Origin of the sequence: Shewanella putrefaciens (genome assembly GCF_016406325.1) — a bacterium.
GTDB lineage: Bacteria > Pseudomonadota > Gammaproteobacteria > Enterobacterales > Shewanellaceae > Shewanella > Shewanella putrefaciens.
Genome location: NZ_CP066370.1, coordinates 3,905,341 through 3,924,320, shown reverse-complemented (window position 1 = coordinate 3,924,320; position 18,980 = coordinate 3,905,341). Strand labels below are relative to the sequence as shown.

The following is an 18,980-nucleotide window of genomic DNA, read 5'->3' as shown; positions in this document are numbered from 1 at the left end:
ATCGTCCATGATGGCCTATATTTCTATAGGCCATCAAAACGATTTTATTTAAGGGATCATAGTGCCATTGTTATGAGGATCATTAAGTGGTGTTACTCCCTGTGGTGTCTCTGGAGTGATAGGCTGAGTATCGATAATTAATGGACCATTACCATTGGTACCCAGTAGACCATTAATCACTCCGGCATCATTTGTTGCGCCATAAGTGGTGAATAAATTCACGCCATCAAGAATGATGTGCTGTTCATATACACCATCAAGATTGGCATCAATATCGATGACGGTAGAGCCAGTGCTGTCTAAGCTAAAGTTTAAGTAACTGTCCAAATTATTTGCCGATTCGCCTTGGAGTAAGTCACTCAGGTCTAACTTATCTTCTGTGACTTTAAAGTCCATAATGTGGTCAGTGCCAAACTCCGCATATCGCCAGACGAAGGTATCAGCGCCGCTATCACCACGAAGGACATCATCACCAAGGCCACCGATGAGAGTATCGTTGCCCTCTCCACCACGGAGTGCATCGTTGTGGCTACCACCATCAATATAATCATTACCTGTATGACCATAGAGAATGTCAGAACCAGATTGACCATAAATTCGGTCATCACCGCTGCCACCATTTACAATATCCGCTTTATGCGAAGCGACATCATTAGCCAATAATAGGCCGTTACTATCAACCATTCTGTTAGCGCCAGTTAATTCACCCGTCATAATATGGTGATTTAGGAGCGTATTGACTGATAGCTCAAGTGCATCATCGGAACTATATCCAGTCGAGCCTGTTCTACCCGCATAGATAACATCGTTGCCTTTGCCTGTTTCAATATGATCATTACCATCGCCGCCATTAACGAATTGGGCATCCGTAGTGCTATAGCTCTTATTGTTAGCTCCTGAAGCAACAACCTCTTTTCCGTTACTGTTTGTGATGATACCGCTTTGGCCACCACCAAAACTGACGTTCAATATTTTTTGATTTGGGTTATTAGCACTTTCACCATTAACCACGACCATAGTGTCATTCAGGCTAGAACCTTGAGTGGTAATAAGGTTGGCGTCCGCAATATTAATACCATCGCTATTGACGGGATTAACGTTGATTTTCAAGGTTGCACTGGATACATCGCCATCACTATCACGGATGGTATAAGTAAAGGTTTCTATTGCTCCTGTTGTAGGCAATTGGCTTGCATTTGCTGTAAGTTGGTATTTATAGGTTCCATCGGCGTTTAGTATCAGAGTGCCATATAGGCCAGTTATGGTTGACCCTACTTGCCCAGATACACCGCCGGTATTAGTAAAATCGCCCTTAGCTACACCAATAATGGTCAATGGACCATCAGCTCCAACGACATCATTTGTCAACACATTGCCTTCAGTGTTTGGTAAGGAATATCCATTACCAGCAACCATACGAACTACTAGTTCATAACTGGTCGCAGCATCCTCATTAGTGTAGATAGATGTGACAACATTACCATTATTGTCTTTAAATCCAATTACTTGCATTGTGTACATTTGGCCTTCATAGTTGAAGGTGACACTGGTTTGGCCTACGGTGACAATGTCGCGAGAAGCTATTGGGTCGTTTGTATTAGGTGTTTCGTTATGGTTAAAGTTGAGAGTTAACGTTACAGGTGTGGTTACTCCATATGCATCTGTGACGTTAAAGGTCACTTTCATTGTGGCGGCAGTAATAGATGTACCTGACGTAATTGAATAATTGTAGTGGGTAAATGTACCCAAAACGATATCTTGGTTAAGTGACAATGCTCCATTAAGTCCTGCATCGTTGTCCATAAAACCATAACCTGATTGGTTTCCATACCAACTAGATGGATCTCCCCACCGAATTTGATCTAAACCTGTATCGTTATCTGGACCATCATATTTAGTGATATTTGTACCACCAATAGTACTTTGCCAATTAGCAACTACTCCAGAAAACTTAAATGAGTCGACAACAACATCGAGTTGCGCTGTATCATTTTTAGCGATATCAACATCATCGGCAACGGTAACCGTGACAGTTGACTGGGCTGTATTACCAGCACCATCAATAGCCACGACTTTAATGCCATTTATCGTAAGGCTATCCACATTAACGCTATGGGGTAAATTAGTCAGTAATTCGGCAGTAACCGTCACATCACCTTGTTCTCCCGCATTAATTCGATCCCAGTCTAAGGTTAAGCGAAGAGCTTCACGGCCAAACACGGTACCTATTAATTGGCCCGCAGTATTAACGGCCCAATGAATGTGCGCATTAATACCTGTGACGGAAATATTACTAAAATCACCAAATTGGAAGCTACCAATCGAGTTACTACCAGATTTAAAGCTAAGTGTTTGTACACTCATATCGGGAGCGCCAGCCTGCAAGTCTGCTTCATTAAGGCTTGCAATGGCGTTAGTAGTGAGCGCAACAGGTGCTATTGGCGTTGTATTTGGTGCCTCAAGATGGATGTTAAATCCGCCTGTATTCGTATCACCATCACTATCGGTAACCGTTACATCAAAATGTAAGTCGACATTTTGAGTGGAGCTCACAATGGTTTGTGCCGTAGTGCCAGTAAATTGGAAACTGGTACCTGCTAAGGCAGATAATTCAACATAGGCTATAGAACCTAAATTTTGAATAACTTGACCACTTGTTATATTTCCTTCACCGATTAAATTACCTTGCTCATCATAGGCTTTAAAATAGATGGACGTCGCGCCAGTAAAGTTAAAGCTTGCTGTTGCTGCATCTTCTAAATAATCAATGATGAGAATTTCTTTACCACTAACATGTGGGTTGTCCACTCCGAAGCCGTTGTTGGTACCATTGACGCGGCCTACACTGCCATTTTCAGCGCGTGCGGTTAATGTGAAAGCAATATCCTCACCAGCAGGAATTTTAGTTATATCATTGTAGATACCATAGCCCGCTGGGGAATTATTAGTTGTAACATATACCGCGTTACCAATGCCGCCTTGACCTCCAACTAAACCTGCAATTTGGATAGTTGAAAGTTGATCAATGCTTTGATTGATATCGAAAGTGTATTGGTCGCTATGCGGATCGGTTGTCAACGTGAAGATTAATGCTTGGTTCGCCGCGCCAGTATAGGCTGAGGGGGTAGCATTGGTATCCGTATATGCAATAAGCACATTGGGATGAGCAGGGTCTACGTAGTAAAATATGGTTAGCCCTTCTGAGGTTATACCTGAGTTAGCAAACGTAGTGGTTGTTCCATTCCACCCTGTGATATTCGCTGTCAGACTTATGCTGTAATCATCATTAAGATCATGATCATTACCATCGGCTCCTAAAATATTAAGAGCACCTATGATATTGGCAGCGCTAGAGCTATTTACGCCAGAGCCACTGACAGGATCGATAGAGATCAGATCATCATTAATGACGATGCTTAAATTACCGGTCAAAACGCTACCATCGGCGCCAATAGCTTCAATGACAATGCCATCGATCAGTGAATTTAGATTTGTGCCATCTAGAGCATTCACGTGCTTGATATTATCAAGCAATTCAACATTCACAGTAATATTCGCAGTTGTACCTGCGGCAATCACTCCACCTGTTAAAGTGAGCTTGATGACATCAACCCCATCAATGGAACCTATTAGTGCTCCATTTGCGGCTATCGCCCAAACGATGCTCACTCCTGCTGCGAGATTTGTCGCAGCATTAATGGCTGACTCATTAAAGCGGAACTGCGTCAGTGCTTGGTTACCTGCGGTGAAACTAATTGTACTTGAGACAACATTAGGAATATTGTCACGAAGATCGCTTTCATTAACAATGATTTGGCGATTATCAGGCAGATAAACAGTTGCACTGTCAGAGCCGGAAGGAGAAGTATTTCCGGCAAAGTTTGTTTGGGTGGCGGTTACTGTAATGTTTTGGCCTGCCGCAGGTGTGCTTTCTGTCCAACTGATGACACCATTACTATAACTAAAACCTGTTGCTGGAGAACCATCTGCAAGTTGCAGTTCACCGTTGACCAGTTTGAGTTCGACATTGGTTGTTACACCACTGTTTGTAATAGTGAGATTGACATAGCCTCCAGCAGCAAAATCAGCAGCATCAATTTCGACTTGTATTTGAACGTCGTCATTTCCTACTTCAGTAGGACTTAAATACGAGTCATTATTAGTGTCATCGATAATGGTAACTTCTGGTGCAGAAGGTGGCGCTATGTATAACTGCGGAATAACCGAGAAAGAACCGTCGGTATAGTCACCATCACGATCTGTTGCTCTTACTGTGAAATCAATATTGCCATCAGAAGGTTGGAGCATTTCTTTGTATTGGAAAAACTCCCAAGTGCCTGTTCCAGGTGTAAATTCTAATCTAAATACTAATTCACCATTTTCATCTATACCAGTAAGCGTATTTGCATTTTGAGTAATGGTAATTGTGCTGCCTGATGCTGTAAGCAGATTGTTTTCTGTACTGCCAGTCAACGTTAATGAGCCTTTACCATCAGCCCCCCCACTCTGGGGTGATTACTCCCGTAGCAAAAGCGATTGCTGGAGGGGTTGGTGAACCAGTAAATTCAATTGCCGTTATTGTAAAATCACTATTATCGTTGCTGTGAGGCCCTTGGCCATTATCTAGCGCCTTGATAACCATGGTATCAAATCCGCCTTGTAAGACTTGGAAATTAGCAGCATAGTCACCACTATTAGCGTCAGAGCTAAATGTTTGAGTGGCAATAAGCTGACCATCACGCCAGAACTCAACTATTCCGACTTCTAGCTCGCCGCCAAACATATGGGAAAACTGAATATTTACACCATAGGCAACAGTTCCTGGATCCAGAGTGATGATGATTTCTTCTGATGCAGAACTTCCATCTGCAAATTTACGGAAATCTACTTCATTAGCAAGATTATGATAAGGCGCCCCTACACTGCTAACTCCTATCCCGTTACTACTTCCATAGATTGCGGCATCAATTAAGTTAGAGTTTGTTGAAGAGGTAAATCCTTTGGCTGTGATCGTAAAACCATCAAAATCAAGAAGATTGTTGCTGCCACTATAGCCAGTTAGAGAGAATAGACCGACTAAAGTATCAGGAATATCTATATTCGTTACTTCGACAGGACTAATAGATGCGATTTCAGGTGCGTCATCTTCAACCGTAACACTAAAGCTACCTGTAGAGGTGCCACCATGATTATCATTAACAGTAATACCTATATCGAATGTAATAGTATCTTCCGATGTAGTGTCTGGATGATCAAGTGGTGCCTTTAAAGTCACATCATAGGTCCAATTGGAATCACCAGAAGTTGGAGCGGTTAGAACTACAGCCATTACTTCAACATAGGAAGATTCGCCAATAACACCTGTGTAGCCTACTAGTGTTTGTGTATCCGCATCCCAGAGCCAATTTACAGATTGTCCGCCTGACATTAATTCTGTTGGGCCAGAAAGTGAAACGGTTAAAGAGTCTCCATCAACATCACTAATATTTATTGTGCCGCTAGCAGAAACATTATCTGTAGTATCAGAATTACCAATAACATCAGCTATACCGTTGGGTAGCCCTTCTTCAGATACCGTAGCATTTGATACGGAATTTATTACGGGACAGTCGTTGGTGCCGGTAATGGTGATGGTGACGGTGTGCTCAGTGCCATCGGCACTGAGCACCACAAAGGTTTCCACCTTGGTTTCGCCTTCGGCGAGGTATTGCACATCGGCGTTGTTAACGTTGTAGGTCCAGTTGCCATTGACATCAATGGTCAGACTGCCGAGGGCGCCGACACTTGGGACGCCGCTGCCAGCTTGGAATACCGCTTGGCCGCTGTCCGCATCGGTGATGGTCAGGGTACCCGTGTCAGTTAACACTGGATCGCTGGCATCTTCGGTGACCGCGCCGCTGTCGTCACCGGCAATCACTGGCACATCGTTGGTGCCGGTAATGGTGATGGTGACGGTGTGCTCAGTGCCATCGGCACTGAGCACCACAAAGGTTTCTACCTTGGTTTCGCCTTCGGCGAGGTATTGCACATCGGCGTTGTTAACGTTGTAGGTCCAGTTGCCATTGACATCAATGGTCAGACTGCCGAGGGCGCCGACGCTTGGGACGCCGCTGCCAGCTTGGAATACCGCTTGGCCGCTGTCCGCATCGGTGATGGTCAGGGTGCCCGTGTCAGTTAACACTGGATCGCTGGCATCTTCGGTGACCGCGCCGCTGTCGTCACCGGCAATCACTGGCACATCGTTGGTGCCGGTAATGGTGATGGTGACGGTGTGCTCAGTGCCATCGGCACTGAGCACCACAAAGGTTTCTACCTTGGTTTCGCCTTCGGCGAGGTATTGCACATCGGCGTTGTTAACGTTGTAGGTCCAGTTGCCATTGACATCAATGGTCAGACTGCCGAGGGCGCCGACGCTTGGGACGCCGCTGCCAGCTTGGAATACTGCTTGGCCGCTGTCCGCATCGGTGATGGTCAGGGTGCCCGTGTCAGTTAACACTGGATCGCTGGCATCTTCGGTGACCGCGCCGCTGTCGTCACCGGCGATCACTGGCACATCGTTGGTGCCGGTAATGGTGATGGTGACGGTGTGCTCAGTGCCATCGGCACTGAGCACCACAAAGGTTTCCACCTTGGTTTCGCCTTCGGCGAGGTATTGCACATCGGCGTTGTTAACGTTGTAGGTCCAGTTGCCATTGACATCAATGGTCAGACTGCCGAGGGCGCCGACACTTGGGACGCCGCTGCCAGCTTGGAATACCGCTTGGCCGCTGTCCGCATCGGTGATGGTCAGGGTGCCCGTGTCAGTTAACACTGGATCGCTGGCATCTTCGGTGACCGCGCCGCTGTCGTCACCGGCAATCACTGGCACATCGTTGGTGCCGGTAATGGTGATGGTGACGGTGTGCTCAGTGCCATCGGCACTGAGCACCACAAAGGTTTCCACCTTGGTTTCGCCTTCGGCGAGGTATTGCACATCGGCGTTGTTAACGTTGTAGGTCCAGTTGCCATTGACATCAATGGTCAGACTGCCGAGGGCGCCGACGCTTGGGACGCCGCTGCCAGCTTGGAATACCGCTTGGCCGCTGTCCGCATCGGTGATGGTCAGGGTGCCCGTGTCAGTTAACACTGGATCGCTGGCATCTTCGGTGACCGCGCCGCTGTCGTCACCGGCAATCACTGGCACATCGTTGGTGCCGGTAATGGTGATGGTGACGGTGTGCTCAGTGCCATCGGCACTGAGCACCACAAAGGTTTCCACCTTGGTTTCGCCTTCGGCGAGGTATTGCACATCGGCGTTGTTAACGTTGTAGGTCCAGTTGCCATTGACATCAATGGTCAGACTGCCGAGGGCGCCGACGCTTGGGACGCCGCTGCCAGCTTGGAATACTGCTTGGCCGCTGTCCGCATCGGTGATGGTCAGGGTGCCCGTGTCAGTTAACACTGGATCGCTGGCATCTTCGGTGACCGCGCCGCTGTCGTCACCGGCGATCACTGGCACATCGTTGGTGCCGGTAATGGTGATGGTGACGGTGTGCTCAGTGCCATCGGCACTGAGCACCACAAAGGTTTCTACCTTGGTTTCGCCTTCGGCGAGGTATTGCACATCGGCGTTGTTAACGTTGTAGGTCCAGTTGCCATTGACATCAATGGTCAGACTGCCGAGGGCGCCGACGCTTGGGACGCCGCTGCCAGCTTGGAATACTGCTTGGCCGCTGTCCGCATCGGTGATGGTCAGGGTGCCCGTGTCAGTTAACACTGGATCGCTGGCATCTTCGGTGACCGCGCCGCTGTCGTCACCGGCGATCACTGGCACATCGTTGGTGCCGGTAATGGTGATGGTGACGGTGTGCTCAGTGCCATCGGCACTGAGCACCACAAAGGTTTCTACCTTGGTTTCGCCTTCGGCGAGGTATTGCACATCGGCGTTGTTAACGTTGTAGGTCCAGTTGCCATTGACATCAATGGTCAGACTGCCGAGGGCGCCGACGCTTGGGACGCCGCTGCCAGCTTGGAATACTGCTTGGCCGCTGTCCGCATCGGTGATGGTCAGGGTGCCCGTGTCAGTTAACACTGGATCGCTGGCATCTTCGGTGACCGCGCCGCTGTCGTCACCGGCGATCACTGGCACATCGTTGGTGCCGGTAATGGTGATGGTGACGGTGTGCTCAGTGCCATCGGCACTGAGCACCACAAAGGTTTCTACCTTGGTTTCGCCTTCGGCGAGGTATTGCACATCGGCGTTGTTAACGTTGTAGGTCCAGTTGCCATTGACATCAATGGTCAGACTGCCGAGGGCGCCGACGCTTGGGACGCCGCTGCCAGCTTGGAATACTGCTTGGCCGCTGTCCGCATCGGTGATGGTCAGGGTGCCCGTGTCAGTTAACACTGGATCGCTGGCATCTTCGGTGACCGCGCCGCTGTCGTCACCGGCGATCACTGGCACATCGTTGGTGCCGGTAATGGTGATGGTGACGGTGTGCTCAGTGCCATCGGCACTGAGCACCACAAAGGTTTCTACCTTGGTTTCGCCTTCGGCGAGGTATTGCACATCGGCGTTGTTAACGTTGTAGGTCCAGTTGCCATTGACATCAATGGTCAGACTGCCGAGGGCGCCGACGCTTGGGACGCCGCTGCCAGCTTGGAATACCGCTTGGCCGCTGTCCGCATCGGTGATGGTCAGGGTGCCCGTGTCAGTTAACACTGGATCGCTGGCATCTTCGGTGACCGCGCCGCTGTCGTCACCGGCAATCACTGGCACATCGTTGGTGCCGGTAATGGTGATGGTGACGGTGTGCTCAGTGCCATCGGCACTGAGCACCACAAAGGTTTCTACCTTGGTTTCGCCTTCGGCGAGGTATTGCACATCGGCGTTGTTAACGTTGTAGGTCCAGTTGCCATTGACATCAATGGTCAGACTGCCGAGGGCGCCGACGCTTGGGACGCCGCTGCCAGCTTGGAATACCGCTTGGCCGCTGTCCGCATCGGTGATGGTCAGGGTACCCGTGTCAGTTAACACTGGATCGCTGGCATCTTCGGTGACCGCGCCGCTGTCGTCACCGGCGATCACTGGCACATCGTCAACAGGAGTGACATTTAGAGTCAGTGTTGCACTTGCGCCTGTATTGGTGGTGTAGGTAATAACTGGAACTTGGCCATTCCAGTTTTCACTGGGTGTAAAAGTATAAGAGCCATCAGCGTTGATGATTAATACACCGCTTTCAAGAGTCACTTCAGTTCCTGCGGCATAACTTGTGCCTTCAACCTCAAAGCTGGCTACCGTTAATTCAGAATCTGCATCGCTGTCATTGTCGAGTACATTGCCTGTGGCAATTGTATCTTCATCAATAGTATTAGTGTCATTCGCGAGTATGGATGGCGAGTCAGTGGCAATGGTTTGGCTTAACTCATTGGGTGCGATGGTTGTTGGCGCTTGACCTGTTGTTGAGTAGCCTGAGGACGCAAGGGTTTCACTGCCGCTACGGGCTAATGTTACATAACCTGAGTTACCATCACTACCAGGGGTATTACCTGCTGCGGTTTCTGGCAGGCTTTGAGTTGGATCTTCTCCAGAAGCGATGAGATCTTGTAGTGCTTGGATTTCATCTAGCGTCGCTTCACTGGCGGTACTTGGCGGTGTCGCTGTAGCGGTATTCGGTACGTCTTCGTTCGATAATTTAGTGCCATCATCGAAGGTGATTTCATATGTTGCATTTTCGCCAATATGGAGGACTGCACCTTTCGGGAGTTGCTCGCCATCCTTAGCGGGTTGATTTGTACCATCAACTTCGATATTGATTTGCCCTTTAACTAACTTTAGCAAACCTTTTTTTGATGTAATGACCGATCCCATAATTAGCTCCCAACACCCAAGTGTTAATCCAAACAAAGGCCCACAAATCCAACAAATGTATGGAAGTGTGATACAAGTGGTGGAATTTTAGCTAATGAGCGAATGGAAGTCAATTTTTTGACGCGCCTCTATCGCTTGGTATTAAGGCTTTTTCTTGCGCATTACCTGTAAAATTGACGCTGGTTTTGTATAAAACTAGATGTTGTATGTTTATTTGTAAAAACAACTGCATTTAGTGTGTTTGTTTTATAAATGTAAGCTTTTATATAGCGAATAGATCTTTAACTGAGGATTAAATTTTTATGAATGCAAAATACTTGGGGCTTTAACTACGGATATGAGGAAGGATAAGGAGCTAGGGAACGCCATAATTTGGGTATTATGGCGTTATCGATGTCGTTATTGGTATTACAGATTGGCAGCTTGACGATAGCTTTGGTTGGCGTAACCCTGTTCACCTAATTGCTCTTGAATGCGTGCAAGTGCTAACCAAGCATCTTTCGTTGGCTCAAGTCGACAGACGTTTTGCCAGCAGGTTTTCGCTTCTTTCATTTCGCGCGTTTGCTGATACAGCTTGGCTAAGCAAATTTGATAATCAGCATTATTCTCGTGGGTCACTTCGTATTTTAGGAGTTGTTTACGGATATCCATATCTTGGGCAGTGGTTATATCAGGTATTACCTTTAATAGTGCGGTGTCTGGTGCTGAGCGGAGTTTTTTCAGCAACAACTTCATCGCTTCATCTTTACGATTTAAGCGGCATAGGGCAATCGCGTAGATAGCGAGGTATTCAGACTGATTTCGCTCACTGCGTGATAACCACTGCCAGCATTCTTCTAATGCTGCTTCACTTTTTGTCGCCGCTGCTTTAAGTAAAGCGCAATGGGTAACTATATTGAGTTCATTAAACTTTTCATCATCAATGAGTTGACGTTTCTTCAATATAGGCAATAACAGCTTTAACGCATCCCAATCTTGTTGTGCTTGATAGAGATCAAGGGCCAGCTTTAGTACTGGTGCTTTGCTCTTACTCGTGGGCGATAACTTATCGAGCTCAACGCGTGCTAAAGCTAATTCCCCTTGCTTTAATAAATAACGGGCACGAGTGGTTGTTACCGCATTGGCGGCTAGAGGTTGTGTTGCTGCGCGGTCAAGATATTGATCACGCTCGGCTATTTTTTGTTGGTACTGAGCAGCCCTTGCCGCGGCAAGTAAATTTAGTGCGGGGAGTTCGCCGTTGTCAGCGCCTTTTATCATCGCGCGTTCAGCCGCTGGCCAATCTTCTTCTGCAAGTGCAAGCGCGCCCATTAATGTATGTTTTTTTGCGGATCGGCGGCGCCAATGGTAGGGGATAAAACGGCTACGTAGGATTAGATTAATAGCGGTAATCACCAACCATTCAAGTACTTGGAATACAGCATAAAATACAATTAAGGCGATAACCCCAAAGACCAAGCTGGTTTCAATTTGGTAATCACCGGCCGTAATGTATACATAACCTGTATTTCCGACTAGCCAAGGGCTAATACAGAGTCCTATTAGTACAATCCCTAGTAAAATTAATATCTTTATCATAGTGACGTATCCTCTGATGAGGTGAGTTCACCATAACTTGTGAGTTGTAATAGTAGAGGTTTAGCTGTAAAGGATTTCAGGGTGATAGGATCGAGTTCCAATGTGGCTAATTTATCGATTTCGGCAATGGCTTCGACAGTTTTATGATCTTGGGGATCAAAGTAAGTTTGGATCCACTTGCGTGCCATCATTAATGATTGATGATATGCAGCTCTATCATAGCGATATAAAGCAAGTTGGCATTGCAGCAATTTATGACGGATATTTTCAACCAGATACCACTGCTGATCTGGCGCTAATAGCGCTGGAGCGTTGGCTGTTCTGTGACGAATAGTAATAAAATCTTGGGTTAAGGCTTTCCATGTCTTACTTAGATTTGTTTGCCAATCACTCAGATTGTCAGTGATAGCAGTATCTTCAGCGGGATTTACTTCTGCATCGTGGCGATTTAGTGATAGCTTGCTCAGTTGCTCAATTAAGGCATCAAGCGCTAATACATTCCCTTCAGTATCTGTCACTTTTATGCTGGCCGTTGCGGCGATATCTTTGGCGAGTGCTTTGCGGATTGGCAGCAGTGCAGGGTTGTTCATCGCAGCAATGGTTTCATCCGCGGATTTTAATAAGTCGGTAGCAGTACGAGGATCTTTCTCTAACCAGAGTTTACGTCCTGCCATATTGACGAGGTATTCTGCCTCTGATGCCATCCAATGTGTGGGACTACGTTCGGCAAGTTTATTCACTCTATCTTGGAGCTGGCTTTGGTTTTCAACGAGTTTTGATAATTCTTGATAGGTTTTTGCGTCGTTAAGTTGTTGCTGTTCTAGTTGTTCTATTCGTTGATTAGGCTGTAATAGCGCCTGTGCTAATTGGCTTTGCAGGGCATTGTTTTTTTCATCTTGTGCCAACTGTTGCTGCTGAATTTGTTGCTGGAGTTGCTGATACAGCACATAGCCACCGCCTATGGCACCAAGGGTTAATCCTAAAGCGAATAAAATACTAAAGCGAATTGCCCAAGAACTCTTGGTTAACGCAGGAGTGTTAATGGTTGTGTTTGTGGGTTTTACTGCGTCGGCTTTCGCTTGAGTTTCAGAGAATGACGTTGGCGGTAACGATGTTTCATCGGTTGTGACCGATGGTGCAATAATAGAGGTAGCCTCGGATTCTGGGCTCTTTGCGTCGTGCTTGTTGTTATCCATTTAACAGTCCTTGAAAACATGCTACTGCCGACATTCGAGTAAAATCGGGCTAAATAGCGCTTAAAGTTTAAGGGCGTTTAGCACGGCTTTGCTGTTGGCGGCACAGGCATTGGTGACGTGGTTTATACCAAAGGCGTGAGCTTGAGCTTCTACTCGGTTACTTGGGACTATGATATGACATGAGCGCAGCCACGCAAATAACTCTTTTGGCACTAGTTTAATCAGGTTATTGAGAACTTCGCCACTGGTGACCACAATGGTATCAATACCAAAGTGTTGCCATTGTTGTGTAATAGCATATCCGTCTAACGGTGGACACACTCGCTGATATACTTCCCAATAGCGTACATTTGCGCCACGGCGGGTTAATTGCTCAGCGAGAGCTTCGCGACCACCAACACCACGTATAATCGTTACTTTTTTAGTTGGAATATTTTGTAGAGAAGCAAGGGTAAGTAAGCCTTCCGTTTGTTGGCAATCATCGGGGGCTTCAACTGCGCAAATGCCTAACTGATCTAATGCCTCCCATGTTGCATGGCCTACAGCAAAATATTGAACTTTAGGCCATGTTGCTATTTGTGCATTAATTTTGTTTAAGGCTTTATTCGCAAAAATAACAGCGTTAGCACTGATACAGATAATAATATCTGTCCCTGCCAATGGATGCGAAGCATCCGTTGTGATGTCGTTAGTTGGTTCAACACCCAATAATGGCGTGACATAGTGGGCAATGCCTCGTGCATTCAAGGCATCGACCATAGACTGATTGCGCCCCTCAGGGCGCGTCAGTAACACTTTCATTGACTTAGGCTTTAGCGTAAACGGCGTCAAGGATACTTTTTGCGCCTTTGCTTAAGAGTTCTTCGGCAAGAGCCACACCTAATTGTGTCGCTTCGGTTTTTGGACCTGTGATGATGCCTTCGATAATTTCGCTGCCGTCAGGATTGCCGACTAGACCACGTAAGGTCATCTCATCGCCATTAATTTCAGCAAATGCACCAATAGGCACTTGGCATCCACCTTCTAAGCGAGTGTTCATTGCTCGCTCAGCGATAACACGGTAACGGGTTTCTAAATGCTCTAATGGTGCAAGAAGTGCTTTAACTCGCTCATCGTTGGTTCTGCATTCAATGCCCACAGCCCCTTGACCGTTAGCCGGTAAGGACTGTTCGGCAGAAATAAAGCTGGCAATGCGTCCTGATAATTTAAGGCGAATTAAACCAGCAGCAGCAAGAATGATGGCATCGTATTCACCGTTATCCAGCTTAGCAAGGCGAGTACCGACGTTGCCGCGTAAATCTTTAATAATCAGATCAGGGCGTGATGCGCGCAGTTGACATTGACGGCGCAAGCTTGAAGTACCAACGGTTGCACCAAGTGGTAATTCGCTGATCGTTTTATAGATATTTGATACAAATGCATCACGGGGATCTTCACGTTCGCAAATGACTTCAAGTCCGAGTCCTTCAGGAAAATCTACTGGCACGTCTTTCATTGAGTGCACAGCAATATCTGCTTGGTCTTCTAGTATCGCCACTTCAAGTTCTTTGACGAACAGACCTTTACCACCTACTTTTGCTAATGGCGTGTCTAATATCACGTCGCCCTTGGTGCTCATTGGTAGCAATTCCACCACAATACCTGGGTGAATGCGTTCTAATTCGGCTTTAACAAATTCAGCTTGCCACATGGCTAGCGGACTCTTGCGGGTTGCGATACGTATGCGGTTTTCAGACATGCCTAGTTTCCAGTCAAAGATCTTAGTTGCGCCAATGCTAACATTGGCAATACGTTAATGTAAGGAAGCCGTATCGATTCTTTGAAGTCGGCAGCGTTCTAAATAGTACAAAAATGTGACGCAGATCTCATTTGGTTGCTCATGTTGTCAAAAGTGTTAACATAAGCACACTTCCCATAAGTGTTAGGTGTTTTGTTTTAGGATGGATCAGCAAGACCTATTTCCTGATATTGCAGAAAGACTTAATGAAGTGCGTATTGCGCGTGCTTTAGCTTTGCTATCTCCTTTGCAAAAACACTTATTCCATTTGATCCCTTTCTTAATCCACCAGAACAGCGTTCAGTATCCCGGCTATCACCATCCCAATACTCCCAGTGGTATTAGTGATTATAAAGAGGGAAAAAATGCGTCACTGGCATGTGATGTATTTAAGCTTCCCTTTATACCTCAAGAGATAGATACCTATGCTTTTGAAGGTGTTTATGCCATGGGCAGCACTGCAAGCTTTGGCCAAAATGCTAAGAGTGATGTTGATGTTTGGTTAGTTCATCATCCGCAGTTGTGCGATGAAGATTTGGCATTAATTCGTACCAAAGCGAATAGATTAACGGCATGGTTTGCAGATTATCATTTTGAAGTTAATTTTTACTTAGTGCATCCGCAGCAATTCAGTGGCGGCCAAAAAGGGCGTTCAGCATGTCAAGCATCTATGGCGCACGAGCACAGTGGTAGTACCCAACATTGGTTATTACTAGAAGAGTTTTATCGAAGTCAAATTCGCTTGGCGGGTAAAACCATTGCTTGGTGGCCAAATGCTAAGTTAAATCCTGACTTATTATACCTTGGTGATGTCCATGAGTTACCCGCGAGTGAGTATTTTGGTGCCTCCTTATGGCAACTCTACAAAGGTTTAAATAAGCCGCATAAAGCTTTGATAAAGGTTCTTCTGCTAGAAGCTTACGCTAGCGAATATCCTCATTCACATTTGCTGTGTGATCGTTTATGGCAGAAAACGCTTGAGGGAGATTTTTCAGCATCAAACGATGCGTATTACGCTATATATGAAGCGATTGAAATCTATTTATTGAAGCAAAATGATACACGACGACTTGAGATTGTTCGTCGCTGTTTTTACTTAAAATGTGGTGTGTATTTGAGTCGTGCCAAGCAAGGAAAAGATTGGCGCTACCCTAAAATGCAGCAACTGGTTCAGGATTGGCAATGGCCAGAGAGTTTAATCAATACACTCGACGATTGTGAGCATTGGCACAGTGGCCAGCTCAATTGGTTTAATGAACAACTCAATGAATTACTATTGGCGAGCTATCAAACGTTACTGCGATTTGCATCTACCCATGAGTTGAATGAAGGCTTACGGATAGAAGAGTTAGGGATGTTGACCCGTAAGTTGCACACCTATTTTACCCAAGATGAAGATCAAATTGCGAAGCTGAATTTATTATGGAGTAGCTCGGTTGCCGAATCTGAAGTGACTATGGTCTCCAGTTCTCGCGAAAGCCAATATTATCTTTATCGGCAAGGTCCTCAGCCGAAGAATCTATTGGGTGAATCTGCAATTTGCAAAGGTAAAACACCATCAGCATTAATGATTTGGGCCTGTTTAAATGGTGTGTCAACGCCTGATACAAAATGGTATGAATTTGGGCAGAGTAAGCTTAAGTCTAAGCGGCTTACCGATGCGGCAAAGCGTTTACTGCATTTTATCGATCATGACTGGCGGGTGTCTAAACGGGACTTATGTCAGCCGTGGCATTTCCGTAAACTCATTTTTGTGCTCAATTTAGACTGCGATCCCACCATTAACTGGCGTGGGCAAGAAATGATGGTTGATTTTATGAATGCCAACGTGTTCTCTCTCGGGCGTAAAAAAGAGAATATGCTCGGCGCCTTAGATGCGATTTGTCTTAACAGTTGGGGGGGAATGGCAATGTCATCGTTTTGAAGGTGATACCGCAGTACTGCAGGCATTGGCGTTTGTCACGCCAGGGTTAAGGCGAGCAAGTTTACCTGTTGATATGGATGTGATCAGTTGCTCCCAAAAATTACGGCCACAACTTAAGCTCGCGGTGAAGAATTTACTCAAGCAAACAGCGCGACTATGCCAGCAGGTACAGCAATCCAGCATACTCGTACAACCCCTGCAAATAAGCCATATTCGCTATGGTATTTTTTTTAATCCATTGGGTATGGCCTATGAAGATTTGAGTGATGCTAAATCTTTTTATCAGCAACTTTCTCGTAGTCATCTCGTTCGATTGCCACGCCCAGCATTGGGAGATGATCCGTTTTCTAGTATGCCCAATATTATTCAAAACTTTGCGGCTAAGGGGGCGATTCAGTATTTCTTACGTCAAAGGGGTGATAATTTGGATGTATTTATTCTCGATGAAGAAAACCAACTCAGTCATTATGTTCAACATGGCTCTAATATGAGTGAGCTTGTCAATAAAGTGAGTCATCACTATGTGTTTGATGAGCATTATGCGGCGCGGGCGAGATTTAATATTCCGCAGTTTTTTCATTTGGTTAGAGTTGCAGGTGACCTGACAGTCGCCCCATTTGGAATTGATGTTACCGACCAAGATGCTGAGTTTTAATCGTACTAATTTGCACCATGGGAGCCTAAGCTCCTATGGTTATGTTGTCGTGTCTTAGAAGCTAAGTTTTATACCGCCTTGGCGCAGTATAGAGTCTTGAACGAATGGCATAAATTCACCGCCATTACGGCCATCTAGCCATTTACCCTCTACAAAGCCAAAGTGATAGCCGCCAAACCGCGTTGCAACCCAAATCTCATGCAAAGGTTCTTGCTTGTTGATCACAATCTTAGAGCCATCTACAAATTCCAATTGCAATACGTTGCCGCTGGCATCGATATCGACATCGGCATCTTGCTCATCAATTGCCGTTTCAATCGCGCTCTCTATGGCTTGGAACATGTCATCGGCGAGCTGGTGAAATTCTGTATCTGTCATAGCCATGCATTTCTATCCTTTGCTTTCGTCAAGATGGGTGCGATTATAAGGCTATTAGCCACCAGATGCACAGATGTTGAGAAAAATGAGACTGTTTTTATTGTTATTGCTTGGTAGCCTATTCATTACGGCATGCGGTCAGAAAGGCCCTTTATATAAAACGCCAGCGCCCCAAGTGAGCCCGCCTAAAAAAGTCGTGGCACCCAAGCCAATGCTAACGCCTGAAGAGCAGGCTGAAGCCACAACAGAAACGCGAGTTAAAACTGAACAGATACGCTAATTAGCCTAACTAACATTATTCTCGCAGCTAAGCACAGTAAGGAATCGGATATTGGATCACTTTCTCTACCATAATAATGCCCTGCACGCCGAAGGCTGTCAGGTTGCTGATTTAGCCAAAACCTATGGCACACCACTATATATATATTCCCGTGCGACACTTGAGCGCCATTGGCATGCTTTTAATAATGCCGTTATGGATCATCCACACCTCATTTGTTATGCGGTCAAAGCCAACGCTAACTTGGCCGTACTGAATGTGCTGGCACGTTTAGGCAGTGGTTTTGATATTGTGTCTGGCGGTGAGTTGGCAAGGGTTATCGAAGCAGGAGGCTCCCCCGCTAAAGTGGTGTTTTCTGGTGTGGGAAAAACCGTTGCCGAGATGGAGCAAGCGCTTAATCTGGGTATTTACTGTTTTAACGTCGAATCAAGCGCCGAGCTTGAGCAGTTAAATCTGGTTGCGGGTCGTTTAGGTAAAGTAGCACCCGTTTCATTGCGGATTAATCCCGATGTGGATGCAGGAACCCATCCCTATATTTCGACCGGCCTTAAGGAAAACAAATTTGGCATTGCTATGGATGAGGCTGAAATTGTTTTCGCCCGTGCCCATGCGTTACCACATCTAAAAGTGAAAGGTGTCGATTGTCATATCGGGTCACAACTCACTGAGATCCAACCATTTCTTGATGCAATGGATCGTATGCTGGCGCTCATAGATCGTCTGGCTGAGCAAGGAATTGTTATCGAACATTTCGATGTAGGCGGTGGTTTAGGAGTGACCTATGATGATGAAACGCCACCACATCCCGATGTATATGCGGCTGCGTTACTCAAGCGTTTAGGCAACCGTAAACTTAAACTGATTTTCGAGCCTGGCCGTGCGATTGCAGCTAATGCGGGGATTTTTGTCACTCAGGTGCTTTATCTGAAAGAAAACAGCGACAAGCGTTTTGCGATTGTCGATGGCGCGATGAATGACCTAATTCGCCCCGCACTTTATAGTGCATGGCAAAATATTATCCCAGTAGCGCCAAGAGACTCTGAGGCCTATGAATTTGATATTGTAGGCCCTGTGTGTGAAACAGGCGATTTTCTAGGTAAAGAACGCAAGCTGGCTTTAGCTGCTGGCGATCTACTTGCGGTGCGTTCAAGTGGTGCCTATGGTTTTGCTATGGCATCCAATTACAATACTCGTCCCCGTGCGGCTGAAGTGATGGTCGATGGCGAGCACGCTTTCTTAGTGCGTGAGCGAGAAAAAATATCTCAACTCTGGCAAGGTGAGCAACTCCTGCCGTAAACTAGAAAAATTATATTGATTCAGGCGCTTGGTTTATTATTGAATAAAC

9 protein-coding genes and 1 pseudogene are annotated in these 18,980 nt (G+C 46.3%); 3 read left to right on the top strand and 7 right to left on the bottom strand.

The window, feature by feature from the left end; translation table 11 throughout:
• Window positions 1-48 precede the first annotated feature (48 nt).
• From JEZ96_RS17460 to hemC, 6 genes are all read right to left on the bottom strand, one after another.
• Entirely contained in the window at window positions 49-4,473 is a 4,425-nt protein-coding gene (locus JEZ96_RS17460) for a choice-of-anchor K domain-containing protein (protein WP_233058897.1), read from the bottom strand.
• 19 nt (window positions 4,474-4,492) lie between these two features.
• A complete protein-coding gene (locus JEZ96_RS17455) occupies window positions 4,493-9,850 on the bottom strand; it encodes a beta strand repeat-containing protein (protein ID WP_164841987.1) in 5,358 nt (1,785 codons plus the stop codon).
• Between the two features lie 408 nt (window positions 9,851-10,258).
• The gene (locus JEZ96_RS17450; RefSeq protein ID WP_014611459.1) at window positions 10,259-11,425 is read right to left on the bottom strand and encodes a heme biosynthesis HemY N-terminal domain-containing protein; all 1,167 of its coding nucleotides are present in this window, start codon (window positions 11,423-11,425) and stop codon (window positions 10,259-10,261) included.
• Window positions 11,422-12,621: a uroporphyrinogen-III C-methyltransferase gene (locus tag JEZ96_RS17445; RefSeq protein ID WP_025008795.1), complete on the bottom strand. Its 1,200-nt coding sequence runs from the start codon at window positions 12,619-12,621 to the stop codon at window positions 11,422-11,424. Before JEZ96_RS17445 ends, JEZ96_RS17450 begins: the two co-directional genes overlap by 4 nt.
• 60 nt (window positions 12,622-12,681) lie before the next feature.
• Window positions 12,682-13,422 carry a uroporphyrinogen-III synthase gene (locus JEZ96_RS17440; protein ID WP_061783402.1) on the bottom strand — a complete coding sequence of 247 codons (741 nt, stop codon included), beginning with the start codon at window positions 13,420-13,422 and terminating at the stop codon, window positions 12,682-12,684.
• A 4-nt stretch (window positions 13,423-13,426) separates the two neighbouring features.
• Window positions 13,427-14,359 carry a hydroxymethylbilane synthase gene (hemC, locus tag JEZ96_RS17435; protein WP_011790963.1) on the bottom strand — a complete coding sequence of 311 codons (933 nt, stop codon included), beginning with the start codon at window positions 14,357-14,359 and terminating at the stop codon, window positions 13,427-13,429.
• Between the two features lie 202 nt (window positions 14,360-14,561).
• Here hemC and JEZ96_RS17430 point away from each other — a divergent pair.
• A pseudogene (locus tag JEZ96_RS17430) lies at window positions 14,562-16,977 on the top strand (class I adenylate cyclase).
• Between the two features lie 54 nt (window positions 16,978-17,031).
• On the opposite strand, the gene cyaY reads toward JEZ96_RS17430, so the two are convergent.
• Window positions 17,032-17,361: an iron donor protein CyaY gene (gene cyaY / locus JEZ96_RS17425; RefSeq protein ID WP_011790961.1), complete on the bottom strand. Its 330-nt coding sequence runs from the start codon at window positions 17,359-17,361 to the stop codon at window positions 17,032-17,034.
• 67 nt (window positions 17,362-17,428) lie between these two features.
• Here cyaY and lptM point away from each other — a divergent pair, with 67 nt between their 5' ends.
• Together lptM and lysA are read left to right on the top strand one after the other, a co-directional pair.
• A complete protein-coding gene (gene lptM / locus JEZ96_RS17420; protein ID WP_011790960.1) occupies window positions 17,429-17,635 on the top strand; it encodes an LPS translocon maturation chaperone LptM in 207 nt (68 codons plus the stop codon).
• A gap of 51 nt (window positions 17,636-17,686) precedes the next feature.
• Window positions 17,687-18,931 (top strand): diaminopimelate decarboxylase, encoded by a 1,245-nt coding sequence (gene lysA, locus JEZ96_RS17415; RefSeq protein ID WP_011920119.1) that lies wholly within the window; start codon window positions 17,687-17,689, stop codon window positions 18,929-18,931.
• Window positions 18,932-18,980 lie beyond the last annotated feature (49 nt).